Origin of the sequence: Bradyrhizobium sp. WD16 (genome assembly GCF_024181725.1) — a bacterium.
GTDB lineage: Bacteria > Pseudomonadota > Alphaproteobacteria > Rhizobiales > Xanthobacteraceae > Bradyrhizobium_A.
This window is the reverse complement of the sequence record NZ_CP028908.1, coordinates 3036284-3059473: the sequence shown is the minus strand read 5'-3', so window position 1 is coordinate 3059473 and position 23190 is coordinate 3036284. Positions and strand designations below refer to the sequence as shown.

General features: G+C 65.5%; 26 protein-coding genes and 1 tRNA gene. 15 read left to right on the top strand and 12 right to left on the bottom strand.

All coding sequences use genetic code 11. The features are described 5' to 3' along the window. Positions 1-2: 2 nt before the first annotated feature. Both DB459_RS14185 and chpT read right to left on the bottom strand, forming a co-directional pair. Positions 3-2738, bottom strand: a complete 2736-nt coding sequence (locus DB459_RS14185) for a chemotaxis protein CheW (RefSeq protein ID WP_253705859.1) — start codon at positions 2736-2738, stop codon at positions 3-5. A gap of 189 nt (positions 2739-2927) precedes the next feature. Then, positions 2928-3575, bottom strand: coding sequence for a histidine phosphotransferase ChpT (gene chpT / locus DB459_RS14180; protein WP_253705857.1), 648 nt, complete (start codon positions 3573-3575; stop codon positions 2928-2930). Positions 3576-4099: 524 nt separating this feature from the next. Here chpT and DB459_RS14175 point away from each other — a divergent pair. Continuing rightward, positions 4100-4924 carry a 3'(2'),5'-bisphosphate nucleotidase CysQ gene (locus DB459_RS14175; protein WP_253705855.1) on the top strand — a complete coding sequence of 275 codons (825 nt, stop codon included), beginning with the start codon at positions 4100-4102 and terminating at the stop codon, positions 4922-4924. A 13-nt stretch (positions 4925-4937) separates the two neighbouring features. Here the strand turns inward: DB459_RS14175 and DB459_RS14170 are convergent, their stop codons facing one another. Continuing rightward, entirely contained in the window at positions 4938-5417 is a 480-nt protein-coding gene (locus tag DB459_RS14170) for a YHS domain-containing (seleno)protein (RefSeq protein ID WP_253705853.1), read from the bottom strand. Positions 5418-5644: 227 nt separating this feature from the next. On the opposite strand from DB459_RS14170, the gene DB459_RS14165 reads away from it, so the two are divergent. From DB459_RS14165 to DB459_RS14155, 3 genes are all read left to right on the top strand, one after another. Continuing rightward, entirely contained in the window at positions 5645-6208 is a 564-nt protein-coding gene (locus tag DB459_RS14165) for a DUF1134 domain-containing protein (RefSeq protein WP_253705851.1), read from the top strand. 223 nt (positions 6209-6431) lie between these two features. Further along, on the top strand, positions 6432-7703 hold the full coding sequence (locus DB459_RS14160) for a hypothetical protein (protein WP_253705849.1): 1272 nt from the start codon (positions 6432-6434) through the stop codon (positions 7701-7703). Positions 7704-7853: 150 nt separating this feature from the next. Then, positions 7854-7928, top strand: a tRNA-Val gene (locus tag DB459_RS14155). 272 nt (positions 7929-8200) lie between these two features. Here DB459_RS14155 and DB459_RS14150 read toward each other — a convergent pair. The 3 genes from DB459_RS14150 to DB459_RS27360 all read right to left on the bottom strand — a co-directional run bounded on the left by DB459_RS14150 (position 8201) and on the right by DB459_RS27360 (position 9676). Next, positions 8201-8788 (bottom strand): hypothetical protein, encoded by a 588-nt coding sequence (locus tag DB459_RS14150; RefSeq protein ID WP_253705847.1) that lies wholly within the window; start codon positions 8786-8788, stop codon positions 8201-8203. Positions 8789-9250: 462 nt separating this feature from the next. Further along, positions 9251-9535 (bottom strand): hypothetical protein, encoded by a 285-nt coding sequence (locus DB459_RS14145; protein WP_253705845.1) that lies wholly within the window; start codon positions 9533-9535, stop codon positions 9251-9253. Between the two features lie 6 nt (positions 9536-9541). Further along, positions 9542-9676 carry a hypothetical protein gene (locus DB459_RS27360; protein WP_256519169.1) on the bottom strand — a complete coding sequence of 45 codons (135 nt, stop codon included), beginning with the start codon at positions 9674-9676 and terminating at the stop codon, positions 9542-9544. A 353-nt stretch (positions 9677-10029) separates the two neighbouring features. Between DB459_RS27360 and DB459_RS14140 the strand changes: the two genes are divergently transcribed. Continuing rightward, entirely contained in the window at positions 10030-10323 is a 294-nt protein-coding gene (locus DB459_RS14140; RefSeq protein WP_253705843.1) for a hypothetical protein, read from the top strand. A 36-nt stretch (positions 10324-10359) separates the two neighbouring features. On the opposite strand, the gene DB459_RS14135 is transcribed toward DB459_RS14140, so the two are convergent. Further along, complete coding sequence (locus DB459_RS14135) at positions 10360-10575, bottom strand: hypothetical protein (RefSeq protein ID WP_253705841.1); 216 nt, start codon at positions 10573-10575, stop codon at positions 10360-10362. 106 nt (positions 10576-10681) lie between these two features. On the opposite strand from DB459_RS14135, the gene DB459_RS14130 reads away from it, so the two are divergent. The 6 genes from DB459_RS14130 to DB459_RS14105 all read left to right on the top strand — a co-directional run bounded on the left by DB459_RS14130 (position 10682) and on the right by DB459_RS14105 (position 13346). Next, entirely contained in the window at positions 10682-10969 is a 288-nt protein-coding gene (locus DB459_RS14130) for a hypothetical protein (protein ID WP_253705839.1), read from the top strand. Positions 10970-11171: 202 nt separating this feature from the next. Further along, positions 11172-11441 (top strand): tyrosine-type recombinase/integrase, encoded by a 270-nt coding sequence (locus DB459_RS14125; RefSeq protein WP_253713566.1) that lies wholly within the window; start codon positions 11172-11174, stop codon positions 11439-11441. A 37-nt stretch (positions 11442-11478) separates the two neighbouring features. Continuing rightward, a complete protein-coding gene (locus DB459_RS14120) occupies positions 11479-11793 on the top strand; it encodes a type II toxin-antitoxin system RelE/ParE family toxin (protein ID WP_371926984.1) in 315 nt (104 codons plus the stop codon). A gap of 2 nt (positions 11794-11795) precedes the next feature. After that, complete coding sequence (locus DB459_RS14115; RefSeq protein WP_253705837.1) at positions 11796-12113, top strand: addiction module antidote protein; 318 nt, start codon at positions 11796-11798, stop codon at positions 12111-12113. Positions 12114-12324: 211 nt separating this feature from the next. Then, the gene (locus DB459_RS14110) at positions 12325-12789 is read left to right on the top strand and encodes a hypothetical protein (protein ID WP_253705835.1); all 465 of its coding nucleotides are present in this window, start codon (positions 12325-12327) and stop codon (positions 12787-12789) included. 122 nt (positions 12790-12911) lie between these two features. Next, positions 12912-13346, top strand: a complete 435-nt coding sequence (locus DB459_RS14105) for a helix-turn-helix domain-containing protein (protein WP_253705831.1) — start codon at positions 12912-12914, stop codon at positions 13344-13346. Positions 13347-13622: 276 nt separating this feature from the next. On the opposite strand, the gene DB459_RS14100 is transcribed toward DB459_RS14105, so the two are convergent. The 3 genes from DB459_RS14100 to DB459_RS14090 form a co-directional block, all read right to left on the bottom strand. Continuing rightward, a complete protein-coding gene (locus tag DB459_RS14100; protein WP_253705829.1) occupies positions 13623-14468 on the bottom strand; it encodes an FTR1 family protein in 846 nt (281 codons plus the stop codon). 10 nt (positions 14469-14478) lie between these two features. Beyond that, the gene (locus tag DB459_RS14095) at positions 14479-14832 is read right to left on the bottom strand and encodes a cupredoxin domain-containing protein (RefSeq protein WP_253705827.1); all 354 of its coding nucleotides are present in this window, start codon (positions 14830-14832) and stop codon (positions 14479-14481) included. Between the two features lie 260 nt (positions 14833-15092). After that, entirely contained in the window at positions 15093-15617 is a 525-nt protein-coding gene (locus DB459_RS14090; protein ID WP_253705825.1) for a PRC-barrel domain-containing protein, read from the bottom strand. A gap of 238 nt (positions 15618-15855) precedes the next feature. Between DB459_RS14090 and DB459_RS14085 the strand changes: the two genes are divergently transcribed. Next, positions 15856-17835: a diguanylate cyclase gene (locus tag DB459_RS14085; protein ID WP_253705823.1), complete on the top strand. Its 1980-nt coding sequence runs from the start codon at positions 15856-15858 to the stop codon at positions 17833-17835. 165 nt (positions 17836-18000) lie between these two features. Then, the gene (locus DB459_RS14080; protein ID WP_253705821.1) at positions 18001-18231 is read left to right on the top strand and encodes a hypothetical protein; all 231 of its coding nucleotides are present in this window, start codon (positions 18001-18003) and stop codon (positions 18229-18231) included. A 43-nt stretch (positions 18232-18274) separates the two neighbouring features. Here DB459_RS14080 and DB459_RS14075 read toward each other — a convergent pair whose 3' ends face one another. Next, positions 18275-19819 (bottom strand): acetolactate synthase large subunit, encoded by a 1545-nt coding sequence (locus DB459_RS14075; protein ID WP_253705819.1) that lies wholly within the window; start codon positions 19817-19819, stop codon positions 18275-18277. Positions 19820-20092: 273 nt separating this feature from the next. Here DB459_RS14075 and DB459_RS14070 point away from each other — a divergent pair, with 273 nt between their 5' ends. Together DB459_RS14070 and DB459_RS14065 are read left to right on the top strand one after the other, a co-directional pair. Beyond that, complete coding sequence (locus DB459_RS14070; RefSeq protein WP_253705817.1) at positions 20093-20689, top strand: L,D-transpeptidase; 597 nt, start codon at positions 20093-20095, stop codon at positions 20687-20689. A 145-nt stretch (positions 20690-20834) separates the two neighbouring features. Further along, positions 20835-21656, top strand: coding sequence for a DUF2927 domain-containing protein (locus DB459_RS14065; RefSeq protein WP_253705815.1), 822 nt, complete (start codon positions 20835-20837; stop codon positions 21654-21656). Between the two features lie 170 nt (positions 21657-21826). Here DB459_RS14065 and DB459_RS14060 read toward each other — a convergent pair whose 3' ends face one another. After that, complete coding sequence (locus tag DB459_RS14060) at positions 21827-22999, bottom strand: isovaleryl-CoA dehydrogenase (RefSeq protein WP_253705813.1); 1173 nt, start codon at positions 22997-22999, stop codon at positions 21827-21829. Between the last annotated feature and the right edge of the window lie 191 nt (positions 23000-23190).

Genomic DNA, 23190 nt, shown 5'->3' with positions numbered 1-23190 from the left:
TCTCACGCCGCCTGATGCAGTTCCGCCGCCGAAGTCTGTTCCTTCAGCGCGGCGATCAGGCCGGGCCGGTCGAACTTGGCGACGTAGTCGTGGAAACCGGCCTGGCGGCCGCGCTCGATCGCCGCCGGCGAAATCAGCGAAGACAGCCCGATGATCGGCGTGGTGCTGAGCTTGCGGTCGGCCCGGATCGCCTCGGCGAATTCGAACCCGTTCATGTCCGGCATCTCGATGTCGGTCAGGATGGCATCGAACCTCTGGCCGGCGCGCAGCACGCCGAGCCCTTCCTGGCCGTTGGTCGCCAGCGAGACCCTGTAGCCGGCGGCCTTGAGCACCGGCGCCAGCATGTTGCGGAAGAAGGCGGAGTCGTCGACCAGCAGCACTGCCTGCGCCGAAGTCGAAGCCCTCATCTCCTTGCGGGTGAACCAGTCGGCGAAGGCCATCGGCAGGTAATAGCCGACGTCGATCACCTCGGTCGCCTGCCCCTTGATCACCGCCGAACCGAGCACGCCGTCGCGGCCGCTCGCCACCTCGATGACGAGACGCTCCTCGACGATGTCGATGATCTCGTCGACCACGAGACCCATCGCGCGCCCGTCGTCGGCGAACACCAGGATCGGCTGCACCCCGGAGGTGCGGATCTCGACTCCCTCGATCTGCACCAGCGGCATCAGCTGATCGCGGTACTGGACCATGTAGCGGCCGTTGGACAGCTCGATCTTGTCGGTCGGCAGTTCCTCGAGACGGGTGACCAGCGCGAGCGGAACCGCCTTGTGCTGCTCGGTGCCGGCGCGGAACACCAGCATCGATGTCAGCGGTTCGGCGGCCGAGGCCCGCGACGCCGCGTGCTCCTCGGCGATCTGGTGATGGGCGTCGATCGCGGTGCCGAATGCCTGGGCGATGCCATTGGGATCGACGATCATGATCACCGCGCCGTCACCGAGAATGGTGTTGCCGGAGAACATGCCGATGTGACGCAGCATGGTCGACATCGGCTTGACCACGATTTCCTCGGTGTGGAACACACCGTCGACGACGATACCGAAAGTCTGGCCGCCGACCTGGGTGACGACGATGAAGCCGTTCTCCTCGTCGACCGCCTCGCTGTTGTCGAGCTTGAGCAGGCGCTTGAGGTGGATCAGCGGCAACAGCTTGTTGCGCAGACGCAGCACCGGCGTATTCTTGATGCGCTCGATGCGATGTTCCGAATTGGCGCGGGCACGCACCAGTTCGACCACCGCGAGCTGCGGGATCGCGAAACGGTCGCCGGCCGCCTCGACGATCAATGCCGAGACGATGGCGAGCGTCAGCGGGATCTTGATGGTGATGCTGGTGCCCTCGCCCCACACCGACTTGATGTCGATGGTGCCGCCGATCTGATCGATATTGGTGCGCACCACGTCCATGCCGACGCCGCGGCCGGACACGCTGGTGACCTGGGCGGCGGTCGAGAAGCCAGGCGCGAAGATGTATTTGTGGATCTGCGCCTCGGACATCTTCTCGAGATCGGCCTCGGAGACGATGCCGTTGGCGAGCGCCTTGGCCTTGATCTTCTCGGTGTTGAGGCCGCGGCCGTTGTCGGCGATGCAGATGATGATGTGGCCGCCCTCGTGATAGGCGGACAGGCGAATGGTGCCCTGCTCGGGCTTGCCGGCCTTGATGCGCTCGGCGGTCGTCTCGAGGCCATGGTCGGCGGAGTTGCGCACCATGTGGGTGAGCGGATCCTTGATCAGGTCGAGCACCTGGCGATCGAGTTCGGTATCGGCGCCGTGCATCTCGAGCTCGATATGCTTGCCGAGTTCGCCCGAGAGGTCGCGGACGATGCGCGGCAGCTTCTGCCAGGCGTTGCCGATCGGCTGCATCCGCGTCTTCATGACGCCTTCCTGCAGTTCGGCGGTGACGCTGGAGAGCCGCTGCAGCGGCACCTTGAATTCGCTGTCTTCGTTGCGCCGGCTGATCTCGAGCAGCTGGTTGCGGGTCAGCACCAGCTCGGAGACCATGGTCATCAGGTGCTCGAGGGTGTCGACGTTGACGCGGATCGACTGGTTGGAAACCTTGTCGCCTTCGGCGGCGACCTCCTCGCCGGCACCGCGCTTGACGGCGGGCTTGGCCGGCTTGACGCCATCCTTGGCGGCCTCTTTCGCCTTCGCCGCTTCAGCCGCCGGCGCGGCGGGTGTGGCGGCCGGCGCCGGGACCGGCGCCTCGACCGCGGTCTCGCGGAACGCCCGCTCGAGTTCATCGAGCGAGACCTCGCCGGGACGCAGCGGCCGCTCCAGGATCTGGTAGGGCATCGCGCCGCTGGTGGCGGCTTCCGGCGCGGTCGGCGGCGACGCCATCTCGGCGACTTCGGCCGCGGCAGCGGCGGCGCCGCTTTCAGCCATGCGATGCAGTTCGTCGATCAGATCGTGGTCGTCGCCGTCGGGCTCGGCCTCGGTGGCTTCGAGCTGGGCGAGAATATCCTTGATGCGGTCGATGGTGGTGAGGATCAGCGTCACAGCCTCGCCGGTTACCGGCAGGCCGTCGCGAAACTTGCCCATCAGGGTCTCGGCGGCGTGGGCCAGCGCTTCCAGGCGCGGCAGGCCGAGGAAGCCGCAGGTGCCCTTGATGGTGTGAACGAGGCGGAAAATGTTGTCGAGGATCTTGGCGTTGTTCGGCTCCTGCTCGAATTTCACCAGCTGATTGTCGACGACATCGAGACTCTCGTTGGTCTCCGTCAGAAATTCACGAAGAAGATCGTCCATGAAATACGCCTCACACGGGGCGCACGACGACTGGCGCGCCTCCCAACTTGGCGCAGCTTGGCGGCAAAGCGTTTAATTTTGGTTGAGTGAAAGGGAAACACCGGCAACAAACGACCGGCGAACCGGTGTGCGCGCAGGCGCGCAAACCGGTTTCAACCCTTCATTAACGAGCTGCCGGCGCGAAAGGTGTCAGGCTGCCGTTACGGTCACGCCGTCGCCCTCGAGCGCCAGCGTCACCTTGAGCCCGCAGGCCTGCGCCAGAAGGCGGGTGTAATAGGGCTGCACCGCGTGGGCGTCGACGGTCCCCGGCGTCTCGGCGGCGAGAATGTCGGCGATGTTCTGCGGGACACGCGCGTTCAATCCGGTGGACCGGAGCACAAAGCTCATGGTCTCGCCCTCGCCCACAGGCTCGACGGTGATCATGCCGCCGCGCGGAATGGTGTGCTGGGCGATCACCAGCATGTTGAGCAGGAGCTTCACCCGATTCTTCGGCAGCAGCAGCCGCGGCAGATTCCAGGTCAGCTTGGTCTTGTCGTCTTCCATGTGGCCGCGGGCCATGTTCTGGGCATCGCCGAGGTCGATCTGCGCGCCGGCCGAGCCGGCCGCGCCGAAGGCGAGCCGGCAGAACTGCAGCCTCGCCGAGGCGGTGCGCGCGCTCTTGCGGATCAAGTCGAGAGCGAACTCGCGGTCGTCTTCCTTGGGATTGTCATCCAGCACTTCGAGGCCGTTGACGATCGCACCCACGGGGCTGATGAGGTCGTGACACACCCGCGAACACAGCAGCGCGGCAAGTTCGAGGGCGTCGGGAGCAGGACCGCTGGCGGGGGTGCCGGACATGGATGTCGTTCCTCGGATTTCGTTGCCCGCAAGCTTGCGCCGCGGCGGCAGGCGGTGACCGAATCAGGTCGCTGGACGGCTTGATACACGAAGACCCCCGCCGGCGGCCACCGCCCCGGCCTGCGCAAAAGGCGCCAAATGGGGTAGAGCGGCGCCGGGCGCTATACTACACAGTTTCAGCCAGTGTCCCGGTTCTAACGTTCGTATTCCCTCGCAGCGCGCACTTCTACGAACGTTAGAACCAAAGGGACACTAGCATCACGATGATTCTAGTGCGGTTTTGGATCTGACGCTCGTATGAAGAGTTCGCTGCAATACTGATACGAGCGTCAGATCCACCGCACTAGTGTGGCGTCTCGCAATTGCCTATGCCCTTCGCGGCAAGCCCCTGTAGGCAATTGCGAGACATAAGCCACACTAGCTTTTTGATTTTGCTAGTGTCCCGATGTCTCCGAATGACCGTGCTAGGGTGAGGCAAACGAAGCGGTCATTCGGAGACGGGACACTAGGGAGGCCGATCAGCCGTGACAGGACGAATCATCGAGTGCGACGAAGCCTTACGGCTGCTGCCGGCATTCACGGAGCTCGTGGCCGAGGCCGGGCTCGCAATCCTCGCCATCGCCCGTGATGCGCTCGAGGTGACCGGCAAGAGCGACGGCTCGCCGGTGACCGCCGCCGATCTCGCCGCCGACCGGGTGCTGCTGGACGGGTTGGCGCGCCTCGCCCCCGGGGTCACGGTGGTGTCCGAGGAACGTTGCACCGCTGGCGCCACCGGCACCGCGTGTCATGTCCTGGTCGATCCGCTCGACGGCACCAAGGAATTCGTCGCCGGGAGGGACGAATACACGGTCAATCTGGCCCTGATCCGCGCCGGCCGCCCCCTGCTCGGCATCGTCGGCGCCCCGGCCCTGGGGGTGATCTGGCGCGGCATCGTCGGCTGCGGCGCCGAGCGGCTGACCCTGGACGCGAGCGGCGGCGTTGCGCAGGCGACGCCGATCCGCACCCGCGCCTTGCCGGCAACCGGCTGGGTCGCCGCCGTCAGCCGCTCCCATGGCGACGCCCGGACCGAGGCCTTCATCGCCGGCCGGCCCGGGGCGGAGCGGCGGACCATGGGATCGGCCGTCAAATTCGCCAAGGTCGCCGAGGGCGAGGCCGACATTTACCCCCGCCTGGCGCCGACCTCCGAATGGGACGTTGCCGCCGGCCACGCCGTGGTCGAAGCCGCTGGCGGCATGGTCACCGGCGCCGACGGCCAGCCGCTGGTGTTCGGGGCCGCCGCCGACCACATCGTGCCGGCCTTCATCGCCTGGGGCGATCCCAAGGCCGCCGGGCCGGCGGCTCGTTTCTAACCTGCCGCCGGGATCATCGGGCGAGGGTGTCGCGCAGCGCCGGCCAGGCCGCGGCTGCCCGATGCGACACCACATCCGGAGCGGCAGAGAAGGCATCGCGGCTGTCCTCGCGGGAAAACAGATAGAGCCGCTGGCCATGGATCAACCAGAGCCGCGGATTGCCCGCGACCGCGATGCCCCGCGCCACATCGATCGGGTCATAGCCGCCGAATTGAGGGCCGTAGACCTCGGGCGCCTTCTTGAAGAAAGTGCGGTTGTCGGCATTGCGGAAGCGCCAGACCGCGCCCTGCGCCGCCAGTTCGAAATCCGCCAGCCCGGGCAGCATGGCGTGGTCGGTGAAATAGGCGACCGGATCGACGCCGCCGATGGCGAGCCCGGTGAAACGATCGACCACCAGCCGCTCGGTGGTCTGGGCCAGCACCGCGCCGCCGGGGATCGCCGCCATCAGCAGGACTGCCGCAATCCGGGCGATTTCCAGCCATCGGACTTTCATTTCCTGCCGCCGTGCCGTCACAGTTGCTGCGGATAACGCCATTTGAGTCGGAACCTGATATCCACACCCTAGTGCGGTTTTGGATCTGACGCTCGTATGAAGAACTCGCTGCACTGCTGAAACGAGCGTCTGATCCACCGCACTAGGTCCGATATCGTCAGCATCCGGTTAAACTGCGGACACACGCCTTCATCCAACCCAGTCGTATTCAATCTCGAGAGGCCTTGATGACCTTCGCTTCGCGTCTCGCAGCGGTCACCGTTGCGGCGATCCTTTGCTGGGCCGCGCCAGCCGCTGCCCAGCAGCGCGGTACCTATGCCGTGGATGAGCTCACCACGGCCGGGCATCGCTTCTTCGGCAACGTCTCCCGGGGGCTCGCCTCGGTGATCGAGAAGGCGGTCAGCCAATGGGGCCTGCCCAATGGCTACGTCCTCGGCGAGGAAGGCAGCGGCGCCTTCGTTGCCGGCCTGCGCTATGGCGAGGGCACCCTCTACACCAAGAACGCCGGCGACCTGCGGGTCTACTGGCAGGGCCCCTCACTCGGCTTCGACTGGGGCGGCGACGGCGCCCGGACCATGATGCTGATCTATAACCTGCCGGCGACCCGTGCCATCTATCAGCGCTTCGCGGGAATCGACGGCTCGGCCTATCTGGTCGGCGGCTTCGGCATGACCGCACTGACCGCCAACAACATCGTCATCGTCCCGATCCGCTCGGGCGTCGGCCTCCGCCTCGGGGCCAATGTCGGCTACCTGAAATTCACCCCCCAGCCGACCTGGAATCCGTTCTAACCCCGAGCACAATAAGCGCCCCGGCCGCGTGACGGGGCCGGGGATCGCAGGGCAGTTGCCATCCTCCCGCCCTGGTGCGGTGGACAGGTTGGAATTGCGACCCTGGCGCTGGATTTGCCCCCGAGCGCCATGGCATGGTGAAGGGCGGCACGGCGGATAATGCCCTGCCGATAGCTTTGCCGGCCGCGGCTGCCGGCCCTCACGGCCTTCGGGGAGTTCATTCATGATCGAACAGATCATGTATCTGGCGATCGGTTTCCTGCTCGCGATGTTGTGCGGCCTGATGGTCATGCCGCTGGTGCACAATCGCGCCGTGCGCCTGACAACCAAGCGGCTCGAGGCGACGACCCCGATCTCCATGGCCGAGATCCAGGCCGACAAGGACCAGCTCCGCGCCGAATTCGCCATGGCGGCCCGGCGCCTCGAAATCACCGTCGATCAGCTGAAGCACAAGACCACCGCCCAGCTCGCCGAGATCGGCAAGAAATCCGACGCCATCAACCGGCTGAAGATCGAACTCGGCGACAAAGGCGCGGCGATCTTCGCCCTTGAGGCCCGCGAACAGGCCCTGAAGAAGCAGCTTGCCGCCTTCGAGGAGGAACTCGCGGCCAGGGCGGCGACGCCGGCTGAGGCCGGGCAGGCGCTCGATGACCGGCAGGGCGAGACCGACAAGCCCGGCCATGTCTTGAGTGACCGTGCCACCGCGGCCGAGACCCGTGACGCCCAGCTCGCGCTGCTCAACGCCGAAATCACCACCCTGCGCGCCCGGGTCGAAGAGGCCGAGCGCGATTACGCCAGCGCGCAGCACAAGCTCGCCGATCAGCGCGGCAACGCCGATACCGCCGCGCGCGAACTCACCGAAGCCCGCAGCCTGGCTGACAGCCTGCGCCAGCGGACCGAGGAGCTCGATCGCAAGATCGAGGCGCAGGCCGGTGACCAGGCCAAGGATGCCGGGCAGTTCGCGGGCCGGATCAGCGACCTGGAAACCCGGCTCGCCAACCTGGGAAAGCAGCTCGCCGAGCGCGCATACGAAGCCGGCCTGCTGCGCCAGGACATCGAGGCGGCCCGGCGCACCGAGGCCGACTTGCGCCAGCAGCTCGCCGCCGGCACCGCCGACGCGGCAGTGGAGAAACTGCGCGCCGAGAAGGCCGCGCTCGAGGAACAGCTGCGCGCCGCTCGCGATGAGGCGACCAGGGCGCAGCACGATCTGAACGCCGCACAGGGCCGGAGCGAGAGCAAATGGGCCCATGAGCGCATGGAGAATGCGCTGCTGCGGGAGCGCATCAACGATATCGCCGCCGAAGTCGCCAGGCTCGCCTCGACCATCGAAGGCCCGAACTCGCCGATCGAGGCCATCCTGGCTGCCGCGCCGACGGCGCGGGAGACCGCCGCCAACGGCAGCGCACCCGGCATCGCCCTGCCCCCGGGCGGCACCCTCGCCGACCGCATCCGGGCGCTGCAGTCCCAGGCGGCGCAGCCCCGCCAGAACGGCTGAGGCCTGCGACACCCCCGGCAGAGCGACGGTTCCGGTGATTTTCGCCAGCCGCGCTTGACACCCCTGCCCCCGTTCCGTAAATCGCGGCACGGATCGTGGCCGTCCCTTTCAGGCCGCCCCGAGGCTGCGTTGCCGCCTCTTGACCGGTCCGGGCGCATAGCTCAGCGGGAGAGCGTTCCCTTCACACGGGAGAGGTCCAAGGTTCGATCCCTTGTGCGCCCACCATTCCGGTCTCGCGGACTTTTCGATTCAGATACTGCTCCTATCAGCGCGCGCCTGACAAATTAGCTAGTGTCCCGTCTCCGAATTACCGCTTCGTTTGCCTCACGCTCGCACGGTCATTCGGAGACATAGGGACACTAGCAAAATCAAAGTGCTAGTGTGGCTTATGTCTCGCAATTGCCTACGAGAGGCTTGCCGCGAAGGCGGTAGGCAATTGCGAGACGCCACACTAGTTCTGCACCATGCGAGGGCTACGCGGTCGTGACGGCCAGACGTCAGGGAGCCATCATTCCCGGCAAGGTCTTGTCCAGCACTTCGGCAAGCATTGACTGGGCGGCAGCACGCACCGTTGGGGTCATGACAGCCTCCGGCGAATCCGGCCAGGAGAAATCTTCCAGTCTGCGCGTCGGTGGTCCCAACAGGAAGTCGTTGCCATTGATCGACGCTCGTCCCCTCTTCAGTACCGCCAAGCTTTGGCCGTCGTGGACGTTGATGTAAACGAGAGCGTGCACATACGTCTTGCCCAGCATGGGGCTACCCACGTTGACGACCCCAATGCCATTGATCGCCTGATTGCCGACATATTGTGCGCCGGACCGTGTGACGACGACGTAGCGTTCACAGCGCGGCTGGCCGACATGCTGAGCGAGCAGGGCTGCGGATTGCTCGTCCTTGTTGAACAGCACGCCGCCCGGACGATAGGAATCGAATGCCCCCTTGGGATGGCTGATCCGACGCACGACCTTGCCCGGGCCGACCGCCGCCCGCACCCGCTCGACAATGAGATCATCGAGACCCCAATCGACCGGAATGGCCTTGTATTCATTGCCGAACACCGTCAGCCCGATCTTCTTCACCTCCAAGCGATCACCGACGAGGGGAATGACGCCGACGCAAGGTCCACTCGCTGCCGGCGTAGCTGGCCGCGACGCGGACGCCGCTTTCGGCGCCGGCCGCTTGACTGCCGGCCTGGCAGACGCAGGCGGCTGAACGGACTGCGCCTGCGCCGAATGCGCAACGCTGATGGCAAGCAATAGGGCTGCAAGGCGAAGCATCGCGGGGCTCGAATGAAAGCAGCAACGCAACGGACGGCGTCGCTGATACGGCGCGAGCGTTGGATCTGAGCGGTATAGCTACGGGAAGGTGCGCTCACAAGCCAGAAAAACCTGCGGCTGCAACGGCGGAGGGACCGTGGCGTCCTGACAACGGACGCCATACCCGTGTGCCTTGACCACGGGAGGCCTCGCGGGCTCTGGTGCAGGCAATTCTGGCGCTCGTCCGAAGGACTCGCTGCGATGTCGATACGAGCGTCGGATCCACCACCACTAACGGAGGTCGGGTTTGGAAGGCCTCTCCGGCCGCGCATCGGGGCAGCGCTCCTTGCACGCCTTGCGATCGAGATCACACTGACGCAACCCGCCCTTGATCTTGCCTTCCTGCCGCACGCAACTGCGATGGACGAGATCGCAGCCGGAGCTGCAGCTGGCATCGATCATTCCCGGATGCGTGACCTGCGCGCGGCTGACGCGCGGAGCCAGGGTGAGCGCGACAATGATCGCAATGCAACGGATACCCAAGCATCGAAGGGCCGCTTTTCCTTCGCTCTTCACGGTCGATTACCCCTGTCCGGCTGAGTCCTTGTGCTCCCGGTCATAGCCCTTGACGAACTGCTTCATGAGATCCTCCTTCTTCTTCACGCCGTAAGGCGTGTTCTCGATCTCTTTCCACTTCTTGCCGATGGCTTCATTCATGGCATCCCGCCTGGCCCTTTCCTAAACCTGCTTGAGGCGATCTTTCTGGAATCGCTGCTCGAATTTCTTCTTGTTTCGTTCGCGGACGACTTCGTCCTCCCCCTTGTTCTATTCAGACGGCTTGAGCACGTCTTTCAGGATTTGCTGGCCGGTCTGAGCGGGCGAAACTGCGGGCTCCGCTGCAAGCCAGATCATTCAAACGGAAAAATGCAATGCATGCGCCGCCGAGAATGCCCATTGCCGGAATCTCTCCGGGGCGCATGGTTGAGCGGTCGGCGACCCTCGCTTGATCTGCGTCAACCGTCGCGCCGGACGCATCGTTAGACGTATCGGATGTCGGAGAGGTTGTTGCCATGTCAATTGCCAGCAAAACGATGGACAATGTGGCTCTTGTCCTCGCGGCCATGCAACCGGCGGTAGCACAGCACTGCCTGCGCATGGTGGTCACCGCCAGCGGTTCCTCGAGCATGTGGACCGATGAGGATGTGGCGCGCAAATCGGCAATCGCCGTCTGGAACGCTGCCGCGCGAACACAAGCGGGTTCCGATTACGCGTCGTGGGAAGCTGCGGCATCCAAGAAACTGAACTGCGGCATCGTGACCAAGAGCATGGTTCGCTGCACAGCGGCGGCCACTCCCTGCAAGTGATCCCGCGCTGCGAGGACGATCACCATGGCGTCCCGGTCAGGCGCTCGCGGCGGCCGCGGAAGCGAACCGTTGCGTCGTATGAGAAGCCGAGTATTCGTGCCCTTGATTCCGATCAATCTCGTCGCCCTTGGGCAGGCGATAATGAAACAGTTCGATTACCAGGGAGATCAGCCATGTCCCGATCCAGCCTCTTCGCGTGCGCTGTTGCCGTATTGCTGGCCGCGTCAACGGCGTCATTTGCAGCAGGACCATCGCAGAAGCCTTCTGCGAGATGGCAGTGCAGCGGTACCGATCGTCAATGCAAGTGCGAGAACGCAAAAGACAAGGAAGACTGCGTCAACATGGCCAAGGACGCACCGTGCACGGGCAAAATAACCTGCCCGAGACCCGGGACCTGTATTTGCGACTACCAACCGCAACAAAAGAAATAGCGCGCGAAATGACCGTCACGCGACGAGAGCGGCGATCCACTCTCCCCTGCACGGCCGACCCTTCGGCCTCGACAGAGGTTTCAGGACGCCGCCGGCTCGGCAACGACATGAGCCGGGCGCCGCCCGTTGCGGCCGGTCAGGCCGACGCCTTATTGGCAGACAAGGCCTTCGACGCCACCATCGTACGCTTCGTGACAGTTTTGAGCGCCAAATAACGAACAAGTGCGCCCAAAATCCGCCCAATCGCACCCACGGTCGGCCCGTCAGTTCTCGGTGTGCGTTCGGGAATTAGGACAGCCCGCTTGAGGACGAGGCGGCCTCGCTCTTGGCGATCACGGTGGAGCGCCGCCTTGCGAGCCCTATGCGCCCGCTCGATCCCGACGCCCCGCGCGACGGGCCGCCGTCACCCGCGCCAAGATCACCGACTTTCACCCGCACGATTGCCGCCACACCTGGGCGACGTGGCACTATCAGGAAAACCGCGATCTCAACATGCTCATGCACCTCGGCGGATGGTCCAGCCTTTCGATGGTGCTGCGCTATGCGCACGTCAACGTCGCGCACGCCGCGCCCTCGATCAACAACATGCCTTCGATCGGCCCGGCGCCAGCGGGTAAGGTGCAAACGAAAGGCGGCGCAAATCGCAAACCGAACAGGCGCGCAACGGCATGGCGCCTGAGAATGTAATCCATCGGATACGTTTTCGCTGGCGCGATTGTAATCTATAGATTACAATCGCGCCATCATCGACGTTCGCGAGACACCCGACTTCACAAACTGGCTTGCCGGCCTGAGCGATCAGCGCGCACGCTTGCAGATCGTTCGCCGGATCAGCCGGGTTGCCGCTGGCAACTTCGGCGATGCGAAGTCGGTCGGAGGTGCGGTTAGCGAGCTTCGTATCGACCACGGCCCGGGATACCGGCTTTATTACACTCGGCGCGGCAAGGCCGTCGTCATTCTACTCTGCGGCGGCGACAAGCGCACCCAGAGTAAGGACATCCGGAAGGCCCAGGAAATCGCAGAGACATTGGAGGACTGAGGATGAAAGTCAGTAAACTCAAGAAGTTCGACGCCGCCGAGCACCTTCGCACACCGGAAGCACGTGCGGAGTATCTCAACCTCGTTCTTGCCGATGGTGATCCCGCCGAAGTCCGCGACGCCCTCAATCTCGTCGCCCGAGCGCAGGGTATGAGCGAGGTTGCCAAGGCTGCTGGCGTGACCAGAGAGGGGCTTTACAAGACGCTCGGCGAGAATGGCAACCCGGAATTCGCAACCATCCTGCGGATCATCGGGGCCATGGGAATCCGGCTCGTAGCAGAACCGGCCCGAGCCAAGCCGAAAAAGAAGGCCGTGGCCTGATGGAGCGCGCGGGCACGAGCGCACCTTATTACCACGTGGATGGCAGTAAAAATGGAAGCACCAAGACCGAGCGACATCCAAAACGTCTTCGCCCTCAACAAGCCGCAGCATATGCTGTCAAAGCTGTTGTGGGAGATCGACCATCTCTCAAGCTCACTTTCGGTCTGGACAAAGCGCACCGAGTTTCCAGAACCGCTCTTCATCGTTTGGAATGCTGCGGTTACTGCATGGCACATCACCGACTGGCTTTGGCAATCGAGCCCCGAGATACGCGGTACTGGCTCGGCGTTATCGGCTCAATTTTACCGAAGGCAGCAAAAACGCCCTTCGAGACGGTTTGGAGGATTTTCAAGAAGCCGTCGCAAAGGACTGCCGATTTCTCTACGTGTGTGGAGAGATTGCAAACGGCTCAAAGCACATGCGTAAGAACAAGGTAGATCCCGAGGTAACGGCTTTGGCGGAATGGCTTCCTGTCATCCAAGCGGCCGGGCATGTGAAGCCCGGCGACTTCATTTTGCGCCTTACGATCGCCGACGGCGACCATCGGGAAGATGCCTGCCGTTGGTTCATCAAGGCTTTTGGCTATTGGGAGGAGCTATTCATGACGGAAAAGCTTGTGTCTATCGCCTCGCGATTGCCTGACAAGCATATCGCCGGCGCTGCCTCGGCAGGCTAGGCCTCCGACAGAAGCGGTTGCGCGTTCAAGGCTTTCGCATCCTGTTTACTGAGACTGCCGACACCATCACCATTCACGATAGCGGCCCGCGCGGCGGGATTTACGACTAAGGACAAACCGACATGCCCGTGATGACCAAAAGCCCGAAAGGCGATGACATCGTGATCTTGTCCCGCAAGGAGTACGATCAACTCGTTGCCGCAGCCAATGAAGACGCCGCCGACGTAGAGACCCTGCGCCGCTCAATCGTCCGCGTCGCGAGCGGCGAGGAAGAAACTTTCTCAAGCGCCGAGGTTGATGCGTTCCTTGCGGCGAAAACGCCGCTCGCATTCTTCCGAAAAAAGCGCGGCTTGAGCCAGGATGAACTAGCCAAACGCGCGGGCATCACCCAAGGTTATCTGTCCGAGATCGAGGTCGGGCGCAAAAGCGGCGACGTTCAAACGCTGCGCAAGCTGGCGGATGCGTTGAAAGTGACGCTCGATAGTTTGGTGCCAGATGAGCCGAGCCAGGAAGATGCGCGGCCCCCGAGCACCAAAAAGCGGAAGGCGGCGCAATGACCTTTCTGCTTTTCCCGTCCACGATGCGCGGGACGCTCAGGCAACGCACCCAAGCCGCCGAGTCCCGCAGGTCGCCGCCCGTTTCGCGGGGTCAAAGCTAATGCTCATGCGAATTTATGCAACTACAACACTTGTCACAGTCCACATTTCACGGCGTTCCGCTGCGCCACGCATGGCGCGCGCGAGCGAGCTTTCGGCTCACCGGCGATCTTTCGGTCTTTCAAGTTCTTCGTCGGGCCAGACTGCGTCTGACGGTGCAATCCACGCCGGTGCGCGTCAGGAGGCGAGCGGTCGTCCCGCGGCAGCTGCAGGCCGCGGAGTGTGTCGGCCGGTCAGCATCATCAAGGCGATGGTGATCGCGATCGTCGCGGCATAGACCACGACCTGCATGATGCTCGGCTGCTCGGTGTAGCCGACGAGGGTGTGCAGCGCCTTGCCGAGCACGCCGTCTTCGGCAAGCAGCCAGCCGGAATCCCATGCCGTCGCGGACAGCGCGGTGACCCAGTCGGCGCGTTCGAGAAACGCCGTCGCCTGCGCCGCCATGCCCGCCGCCAGCAGCGTGATCAGCACGGTGGTGGTGGCGAACAGCAGGCGCGGCCGGATCCGCACCAGGCCGAGATAGGTCATCAGGCAGACGCCGGCGCCGAGCAGCAGGCCGAGCACACCGCCGAGCGCCAGCCCCGCCGACGATCCGCCGTCGGAGGCGACGATGCCGTAGAGGAACAGCGCAACCTCGCTGCCTTCGCGCATCACGGCGACACCGACCACCACCGCCAGCGCGAGCAGGGTTTTCTTGCCGGAAGCGACTGCCTGTCCGATCGCCGCGAATTCGCCGGCCAGCTGCTTGCCGTGGCTCGCCATCCAGACATTGTGCCAGGTCAGCATGACCACGGCGATGGCGAGGATGCCGGCGTTGAAGAGCTCCTGGCCCATGCCGGCGAACAGCTGCGACAGCGCGCCGGCGAAGGCAGCCACCAGACAGGCGCCGGCGACGCCGCCGAGGACGCCGCCGCCGATCCAGAGGTGACGATGCGGAACGCTGCGCGTCACCGCCAGCACGATGCCGACGATGAGCCCGGCCTCGAAGACTTCGCGGAAGACGATGATCAGCGCCGCCAGCATGACGAACCCGTTACTTGGCGACGAGGGCGCCGCGTGCCTTTTCGTTGAACTCGTCGAAATACTCGTAGCGTCCAGGCTTCAGCGCCTTGACATTCACCACCGCCTCGGTGCCGGCGGCGATCACCTTCTCGACGTGCAGCGTCTTGCTCTCGAACTCGATGGCCTTGGCGCCGGCATTCTTCACCCGCAAGGTGATCGCCTTGTTGGCGGGAACGGCGAGCTCGGCCGGCTGAAACCCGCCGTCGGCATGGGTGAGCTGGAATTCCGCCAGTTGCTGGGCTGCAGCCGGCGTGACAAAGGCCGCCGCGAGCGCGAGCGTGGCGGCGAGGGGCGCCTTCGTCATGATATTCGGCAAACGGGTCATCAGGATCCTCTGAACATCTCGTTCGTGACCTATGTTGCATAAAATAGTGGCCCGGCGGGATGCAAAGAGACTCCTTCTAAAGTGGAACAATTCTAACCTAGTGTGGGTCTCGCAATTGCCTACCGCCTTCGCGGCAACCCTCTCGTAGGCAATTGCGAGACATAAGCCACACGAGCGCTTTGATTTTGCTAGTGTCCTTTATGTCTCCGAATGACCGTGCGAGCGTGAGGCAAATGGAGCGGTAATTCGGAGACAGGACACTAGTTGACGTGACGCGACGAGCCGCGCGCCGCACCGGTGGTCCGGGCACCGCCATCGGCGGCCGTCTTGGCGTTGCTGTCGACATTGGTCGCTGGCGCGCCGGTGCCGGTGTCGCCGGCTACGGCCTCGCGCCCGGGGGCGTCGAACCATTTCAACTTGTCGAGGGGCACCGCGACATAGTGTTCGCCGACGCCGAGAAAACCGCCGACGCCGATAACCACGCTCACCACCTTGCCGGAACGGTCGCCAATCAGATCGCTGATATCGCCGATCTTCTCGTTGCGATCGTTGTAGACATTGAGGCCCGGCAGTTTGGCGGCGCGCCACTCGCGTGCCTGGTGCGAGAGCCCGGCCGGCGCCCTCGCGCCGGCCTTGCCGCGCTCGGATCTGCCAGGGTCGGCTTTGCCGCCCTGTGCCAGCGCCGCGCCGGTCGCCAGCGCCGCGGCGACGAGCACGGCCCCGAGCACCCGCCGGCCGGAACCGGATTCGGGATCGGGATCGGCTGGATCGGCAATTCGCGTCACGGCGCCCTCCTGGCAGGCCATCGGAGCAGCACAATCGGAGATGGCGGCCTGCGGCCTTCCGCGAAGGTAAGCGGCCTGGCGCCCCATTGTTCCGCATTGCGGGAAAAACAGGCGGCGCGCGGCAAGGGATTGTTCCCAGCAAAGAGCCGATCGGACGCAAATTAAAGGGGTACACTAACGACCTGGAAACGATCTGGGCTCTAAGGGGAGCCAAGCGTGACAAGCTACGGCGGAGATCATGACAAGGGTGAGAGCGGCGCTGTTGTCGCCGATCACGGGCGTTGCCGCCTTCGTCGTCATTCTGTGCGCCTGCGTCGGCGCCGTTCTCGTCTTCAAGGCGGTCGACGGCCGCAAAGCCGCGCTGCGCCAGAACGAACTCGAGTTGCGAAATCTCGCTCATTCGGTCGCGGCGCATGCCTTTCAGAGCATCCGGAGCGCGGATCTGACCCTCGACGCCGTCGCCGACCAGATGCGCTACGCCCCCGCGCCGGCGGCCGAACGCATGCTCCGCTTCCTGCGGCTGCGCCGCCAGGGACTGCCCCAGGTGCGGGATTTCGGCGTGCTCGACACCACCGGCCATTGGCTCTACGCCACATTTCCGGCGCCCCCCTCGGAAGATCATTCGCAACAGACTTACTTCTCGGTGCCTCGCGATGTCGAAGGCACCGCGGTCCAGATCAGCGCGCCGCTGGTCTTCCGCGGCGATGGCCCGCCGACCGTGATCATCTCGCGGCGGCTCGGCGGGGAGGACGGCCGTTTCGCCGGCGTCGCACTGGCAAGCCTCGATCTTTCCGTCCTGGCCGGCTTCTACAAGACCTTCGAGGTCGGCAGGATCGGCCGCATCAGCCTGATACGGATCGACGGCAGGCTCATCGCCGACAGCCGCGACGCCGCGCCCGGCACCGAGATCTCGTCGCAGATCATCAATCAGATGGCCAGCGCCAGCAGCAACAGCGGCTACGGCGAAATCGTCTCGCCGCTCGACGGCCTCGCCAAATTCATCGCCTGGGAGCAGAGCCAGAACTATCCTCTGATCGCCACCGTCAGCCGGCCCCAGAGCGAGGTGCTGGCGGCGTGGCGCAAGAGCCTGCAGTCGGACGCTGTCGTGGCGCTTGGGCCGGTGACGGCCGTGATCATGGTCGGCATCGCCCTCGCCCTCCAGTTCGGCCACCGCATGCGAACCGAGCGGCGCCTGTCCGAAGGCGAGGCCAAATACCGGCTGTTGACGGAAAACGCCGGCGACGTGGTGATGCAGTGCGAGCCCGACGGCACGGTGTCCTACGTCTCGCCTTCGATCGAGCGGATTCTCGGCTGGCGCGTGTCCGACTGGATCGGCCAGCCTCACGGTACCTTCGTTCATGCCGACGACCACGCCATCGCCGCCGCCGCCATCGCGCGCACGGCCGGCGTCGGCGCCCTGATCAGCGCGACCTATCGCGTGCTGAAGTCCGACCTCACCCATCTCCACGTCGAGGCCAGATTCCGTTGCGCCGGCGGTGCCGGCCAGTGCGGCATCATCGCCTGCCTGCGTGACGTCAGCGAACGTCAGAGGATGGAGGATGAACTCCGCGTCCTCAACCGCCAGCTCGGTTCGCTCGCCACCACCGACGGACTGACGGGACTGCCGAACCGCCGCGCCCTCGATGCCGCGCTGAGGGAAATCGCCGACGATGCCGCGTTCGCCGTGCTGATGATCGATGTCGACGATTTCAAGCCGTTCAACGACCATTTCGGCCATATCAGGGGCGATGACTGTCTCAAACACGTGGCCGTGATGATTGAAAAGCTGACCCGCGAGGGCAATGCATTTGCCGCCCGCTACGGCGGCGAGGAGTTCGCGGTCATCCTGCCGGGCAGCACACCGCAACGCGCCGAAGTGGCGGCCGACGCGCTGCGGCTTGCGGTCCGCGGCCTCGCCATCGCCCATCCCGCGGCACCGCTGCGTGTCCTGACCGTCAGCGTCGGCATCAGCTTCCGCCCGCGCGGCGGGCCCGATCCCATCGACGTGCTGCGCGAGGCCGACCTCGCCCTCTACGAGGCGAAGCGGCTCGGCCGCAACCGTACTGTGGTATTCGCGATGCTCGACGGCGATGTGGCGCCGCTGGCACCCGGTGCCGACCCCTGCTCCACCCCGGACCGTGCCGGGTCGGACGGCACCGCTGCCGGGACTTCCGAGCCCCGGATGCCGCCCGATTGCACCCCTGCAAAGGGAATTTAGCAGTTGTCAGTCGGCGCCAGGAGGCGGACACTGTCGAAACTTGATAGTGCTTGGTGGTCCTTACGGACCATTAGTCGGTGTCGCGCGGTTTAGCCGGTGATCCGGCCGCGATCATGACCGGACGCCGGACGCGCTCCCCTTGCTCACCTTTAGGGAGACGCATCGATGCCCCACAGCAGCCGTGCCCCGTTCTCTGCTGAAGACTTGCATGCCGAAGACCTCCATGGCGAGGCCGATCGCCTGCGTCGCGAGGCCGACGCCTGCGGCAACCCCCTCGAACGCGAGCGGTTGCGCCGCTGGGCTCGCAGCCGCGACGTCGCCGCCGAGGCGGATCGCTGGGTCAATTCACCTGGCCTCGCCGGCCCGCGTCCCGTGGAAGAGAAGCATCCGATCTGAGAAGTGGATACCGGTTCGCGCGAAGGAAACGCGTCAAAACAAACTACATCACCACTTCGATCAGGCGCGGCCCGTTCTGGGCATTGGCCTCGTCCAGCGCGGCGCTGAAGGCCTCGGCACTCGTCACCGAACGGCCCGCCACCCCCATACCCTTGGCCAGCGACACCCAGTCGAGCGTCGGCCGGTCGATACTGAGCATGTCGACGGCGCGGCGGCCCGGCTCCCCGGCGCCGACGCCGGCGAATTCGCCGCGCAGGATCTGGTAGTTGCGGTTGGCGAAGATGATCGTGGTGACGTCGAGGTTCTCGCGAGCCTGGGTCCACAGCGATTGCAGCGTGTACATGGCGCTGCCGTCGCCGACCATGCAGATCACCTTGCGATCGGGGCAGGCGACGGCGGCGCCGGTCGAGACCGGCGGGCTGAAGCCGATCGAGCCGCCCATGTTCTGCAGCCAGTCGTGGGGCGCCGCCGCCGCGGTCGGCGGAAAGAATCCGCGTCCGGTGGTAATGGATTCGTCGACGACGATGGCGTTTTCGGGAATCGCGCAGGCGATGGCCATGGCGATACTGGGATAGGTCAGCGCCCCCGTCGGCCGGGCGAGCTCCATCCGGGCCTGAGGCTTGGCGTCGCTGGCACGGGCGCCGAGCGCGTCGGCGAGTGCCTCCAGCGCCGCCACGGAGTTGTCCCCGATGGCGGTCAGGCGATGCACCGCTGCATCCTCGGCGCGCAGCCGGCTCGGCTTGTCCGGATAGGCGAAGAAGCCGACCGGGTCGGCGGCCTCGACCAGCACGAGGTCGCGGAAGTCCTTGAGGATCGGCAGGGCCTGCTCGATCACATAGGGAATGCGCTCGATGGCGAAGCGGCCCCGGCCGCGCGCCATGCGCGGATTGTAGGTTTGGCCCATCACCTTGCATCCGGTCTTGCCGGCGATCCGCCCCGCCAGCGCCAGCCCCGGCTCCGACAGCGCCGCGCCGGTCAGGAGCAGCAGCGAGGCGGCGCCGTTGCGCAGGGCTCTCGCCGCGTCGTCGACCGCCGCCGCCGAGACGCCGGCGCGTTGCCTCGCCGCCGGCACCTCGGCAAGGCCCTCGGCCTCGTTCCAGGCGGTATCGGCGGGCAGGATCAGCGCGGCGATCTGCGGCGGCTGGCCGCTGGCTGCGGCGATCGCGGCGGCGCCGTCGGCGGCCACCGAGGCAGCGTCCGCTGAGGTCCGCACCCAGCTGCACATCGGCCGCGCCAGCCCTTCGATATCGGAGGTCAGGGGCGCGTTGTAGGCGATGTGATAGGAGGCGTGCTGGCCGACGATGTTGACGATGCCGGAATTGGCCTTCTTGGCGTTGTGCAGATTGGCGAGGCCGTTGGCGAGGCCCGGGCCAAGGTGCAGCAAGGTCGCCGCCGGCCGCTCCGCCATGCGGAAATAGCCGTCGGCGGCACCGGTGACCACGCCCTCGAACAGCCCGAGCACGCAACGCATGCCCTCGACACGGTCCAGAGCGGCCACGAAGTGCATCTCGGAAGTGCCGGGATTGGCAAAGCAGACATCCACGCCGCCAGCCACCAGCGTCCGAACCAGACTTTCCGCTCCGTTCATTCGTCCCGTCCCTTGATTGACCCCAAGTGCCAAGAACAACCATCCTTCGCCGCCGCCGTCAAAGTCTGCTGGCGCGCAGCCCTGTGCGCGGTCCACATGGCTGTTGCGGGCTTTGGTGGAAGCGATGCTTTTTGGCAACGGCGGCGCACAACTGGACAGCGCAGATCGGCGGTGATCTTGCGGACGCGGCGCAATTGTGGCCCTTTCTCGTCATGGGAGGGTGCCCGTCCATGATTGGGCTCGGCGCCGGTCCGCACGCTCGCGAGGACCTCGATGAAACGCCTGGCTACCGTCTGCTTCGCCGTTGCCGCCCTCTTCACCACGCTCACCGCGGCTTCCGCCCAGAGCTACTATGAGGACTGGGCCTCGGGCGGCGCGCCGCTGAACCGGCGCTTCCCCTTCTTCTTCGGCGGCTCGTCAGGCACCGGGCCGATCCCGCGCACCACCGTGATGTTCGCAAGCAACTACGCGCCGGGCACCATCGTGGTGAACACCGCGGAACGACGCCTCTATTTCGTCACCGGCAACGGCCAGGCGATCCGCTACGGCATCGGCGTCGGCCGCGACGGCTTCCGCTGGGGCGGCGTCCACCACGTCAGCGCCAAGAAGGAATGGCCGGACTGGACCCCGCCATCCCAGATGCTGCGACGGCGGCCCGACCTGCCCCGCCACATGCGCGGCGGCGAGGACAATCCGCTGGGCGCCCGCGCCATCTATCTCGGCTCGACGCTGTACCGCATCCACGGCTCCAACGAGCCTGAGACCATCGGCCAGGCCGTCTCCTCCGGCTGCTTCCGCATGGTCAACGACGACGTGATCGACCTGTACAACCGCGTCTCGGTGGGCGCCAAGGTCGTCGTCCTGCGCTAACAGGGTCCTGCGCTGACAGCCTCGCGCCGCGGGGCACCTCACGGAAACGAGAACGGCCGGCGGCGACGCCGGCCTTTTTGCATGACGGTGCGGCGCCATCGTCCCGCACCTTGCGCCGGCGGCAGTCATCCGGCAACCTTGCGCCATGCGCCCCCTCCCCGCCCGGATCCTCGTCGGTCTCGCCGTCGCCCTGCTCGGCGCCGCGCCCGGCGCTGTCGTGGCCGGAGCATCGCCACGCTTGCAGCCGACGGATGTGCCGGCGATCGCCCAGCGGCAGCACAGCGAGCGGACCGGCTTCAGCGATGCCGAGATCGTCGACGGCTTCCTCCGCGTCGCGTTCGGCGCCGAGTATCACCTGGCCGGCCGGGTCGACCGCATCCGCAAGTACGACAAGCCGGTGCGGGTCTTCATCGAGGCCGCCGGCCGCGCCGACCGCCGCAGCCAGTTTGCCGGCGTCCTCGCCGACATCGGCGCCCGGGTGAAGCATCTCGACATCGCCGCGGTCGAGCGCCGCGACGACGCCAACGTGGTCGTCACGCTGGTCCGAGACCGCGACTTCTACCGCACCCTGGCCTCGCTCTACGGCAGCGACAAGGCCCGCGACATCCGCCGCTCGCTCGATCCGCAATGCCTGTCGGGCTTCCGCAAGGACGACGCCTTCGCCATCATCGCATCCGATGTCGTTCTCACCGTCGACAGCGGTGACTTCGTGTTCTTCGACTGCGCCTATGAGGAGATGCTGCAGTCGCTCGGCCCGATCAACGACACCAGCGCCGTGCCATGGACGATGTTCAACGACAGCGTGCAGATGGGCTTCTTCGATCTCTACGACCAGTACCTGCTCAACATTCTCTACGATCCCCGCATCCGCGCCGGGATGACGCTCGACGAGGTTCGCGCGGTGCTGCCGGCCGTGCTCACCGACGTCCGCGCCTTCGTCGAGCGCGGCGGCCGGCCGGGGCAGTAGAACAGCGGCGCCCGGCTGAAAACCGGCCCGCTTTTCCGGTCGTCATGCCCGGCTATCGCAGCCGACCTTGCGCAGACTGCCTTGCTCAGACAGCCTTGCTCAGACTGCCTTGCTCAGACAGCCTTGCGCAAACAGCGACCGATCCAGCCGCGACAGCGAGCGAGCCGGGATCACGCCGACTTGTCGAACAGCTCCCGGCCGATCAGCATGCGCCGGATCTCGCTGGTCCCGGCGCCGATCTCATAGAGCTTGGCGTCGCGCAGCAGACGGCCGGTCGGATAGTCGTTGATATAGCCGTTGCCACCGAGCAGCTGGATGGCATCGAGCGCGCAGCGCGTGGCGTTCTCGGCGGCATAGAGGATGGCGCCGGCCGCGTCCTCGCGCGTGGTCTCGCCGCGGTCGCAGGCCTTGGCCACCGCGTAGACATAGGCGCGCGCGGCATTCATGGTCACGTACATGTCGGCGAGCTTGCCTTGCACCAGCTGGAACGAGCCGATCGGCTGCCCGAACTGCTTGCGCTCGTGGACATAGGGGATCACCACGTCGATGCAGGCCTGCATGATGCCGAGCGGCCCGGCAGCCAGCACCGCGCGCTCATAGTCGAGCCCCGACATCAGCACGTTGACGCCGCGGCCGACATCACCGAGCACGTTCTCTTCCGGCACCTCGCAATCCGCGAACACCAGTTCGCCTGTATCGGAGCCGCGCATGCCGAGCTTGTCGAGCTTCTGCGCGGTGGAGAACCCCTTCATGCCCTTCTCGATCAGGAAGGCGGTGATGCCGCGCGGACCGGCGGCGGGATCGGTCTTGGCATAGACCACCAGGGTCTCTGCGACCGGCCCGTTGGTGATCCACATCTTGCCGCCGTTGATGACGTAGCGGTCGCCCTTCCTGTCGGCGCGCGTCGTCATCGACACCACGTCGGAACCGGCCCCCGGCTCCGACATCGCCAGCGCGCCGACATGCTCGCCCGAAATCAGCTTGGGCAGATACCTGCGCTTCTGGGCATCGGTGCCGTTGCGACGGATCTGGTTGACGCAGAGATTGGAATGGGCGCCGTAGGACAGGCCGACCGAGGCCGATGCGCGCGAGATCTCCTCCACGGCGATGCAGTGTTCGAGATAGCCGAGGCCCGAACCGCCATATTCCTCCTCGACCGTGATGCCGTGCAGCCCGAGCGCGCCCATCTTCGGCCAGAGGTCGCGCGGAAACTGGTTGCTGCGATCGATGTCGGCCGCACGGGGCGCGATCTCGTGGGCGGAGAAATCCCGTACCGTTTCACGAATGGCGTCGGCGGTCTCGCCGAGGTCGAAATTGAAGCTGCGCTGAGCGTTCGGAATCATTGCAAGTCCTGCCTCCCGCGCGGGCCCTCATGCCCGCGGCGGGCGGACCTTGCCACGGGCGATGCAGCAAGAGAAGGGCTACCATGATGCCGGCCGGGCGCCGGAAAATGGCGTCGGCGGCGCGATGGAAACGCTTGTCTGCCGCGCAAGGACGGGTTGTAATTCGACCCTATCCGTCCGCCCGAACTGCG

Excerpts from the sequence above, each read along its gene's own strand:
- DB459_RS14110 (WP_253705835.1), top strand. The coding sequence starts at position 12,325 with ATGCTGCGGTTACTGCATGGCACATCACCGACTGGCTTTGGCAATCGA.
- DB459_RS14095 (WP_253705827.1), bottom strand. The coding sequence starts at position 14,832 with ATGACCCGTTTGCCGAATATCATGACGAAGGCGCCCCTCGCCGCCACG.
- DB459_RS14080 (WP_253705821.1), top strand. The coding sequence starts at position 18,001 with ATGCCCCACAGCAGCCGTGCCCCGTTCTCTGCTGAAGACTTGCATGCC.
- DB459_RS14105 (WP_253705831.1), top strand. The coding sequence starts at position 12,912 with ATGCCCGTGATGACCAAAAGCCCGAAAGGCGATGACATCGTGATCTTG.
- chpT (WP_253705857.1), bottom strand. The coding sequence starts at position 3,575 with ATGTCCGGCACCCCCGCCAGCGGTCCTGCTCCCGACGCCCTCGAACTT.
- DB459_RS14170 (WP_253705853.1), bottom strand. The coding sequence starts at position 5,417 with ATGAAAGTCCGATGGCTGGAAATCGCCCGGATTGCGGCAGTCCTGCTG.
- DB459_RS14165 (WP_253705851.1), top strand. The coding sequence starts at position 5,645 with ATGACCTTCGCTTCGCGTCTCGCAGCGGTCACCGTTGCGGCGATCCTT.
- DB459_RS14140 (WP_253705843.1), top strand. The coding sequence starts at position 10,030 with ATGTCAATTGCCAGCAAAACGATGGACAATGTGGCTCTTGTCCTCGCG.
- DB459_RS14160 (WP_253705849.1), top strand. The coding sequence starts at position 6,432 with ATGATCGAACAGATCATGTATCTGGCGATCGGTTTCCTGCTCGCGATG.
- DB459_RS14085 (WP_253705823.1), top strand. The coding sequence starts at position 15,856 with ATGACAAGGGTGAGAGCGGCGCTGTTGTCGCCGATCACGGGCGTTGCC.
- DB459_RS14100 (WP_253705829.1), bottom strand. The coding sequence starts at position 14,468 with ATGCTGGCGGCGCTGATCATCGTCTTCCGCGAAGTCTTCGAGGCCGGG.
- DB459_RS14065 (WP_253705815.1), top strand. The coding sequence starts at position 20,835 with ATGCGCCCCCTCCCCGCCCGGATCCTCGTCGGTCTCGCCGTCGCCCTG.
- DB459_RS27360 (WP_256519169.1), bottom strand. The coding sequence starts at position 9,676 with ATGAATGAAGCCATCGGCAAGAAGTGGAAAGAGATCGAGAACACGCCT.
- DB459_RS14070 (WP_253705817.1), top strand. The coding sequence starts at position 20,093 with ATGAAACGCCTGGCTACCGTCTGCTTCGCCGTTGCCGCCCTCTTCACC.
- DB459_RS14060 (WP_253705813.1), bottom strand. The coding sequence starts at position 22,999 with ATGATTCCGAACGCTCAGCGCAGCTTCAATTTCGACCTCGGCGAGACC.
- DB459_RS14115 (WP_253705837.1), top strand. The coding sequence starts at position 11,796 with ATGAAAGTCAGTAAACTCAAGAAGTTCGACGCCGCCGAGCACCTTCGC.
- DB459_RS14075 (WP_253705819.1), bottom strand. The coding sequence starts at position 19,819 with ATGAACGGAGCGGAAAGTCTGGTTCGGACGCTGGTGGCTGGCGGCGTG.
- DB459_RS14185 (WP_253705859.1), bottom strand. The coding sequence starts at position 2,738 with ATGGACGATCTTCTTCGTGAATTTCTGACGGAGACCAACGAGAGTCTC.
- DB459_RS14135 (WP_253705841.1), bottom strand. The coding sequence starts at position 10,575 with ATGGTCCTGCTGCAAATGACGCCGTTGACGCGGCCAGCAATACGGCAA.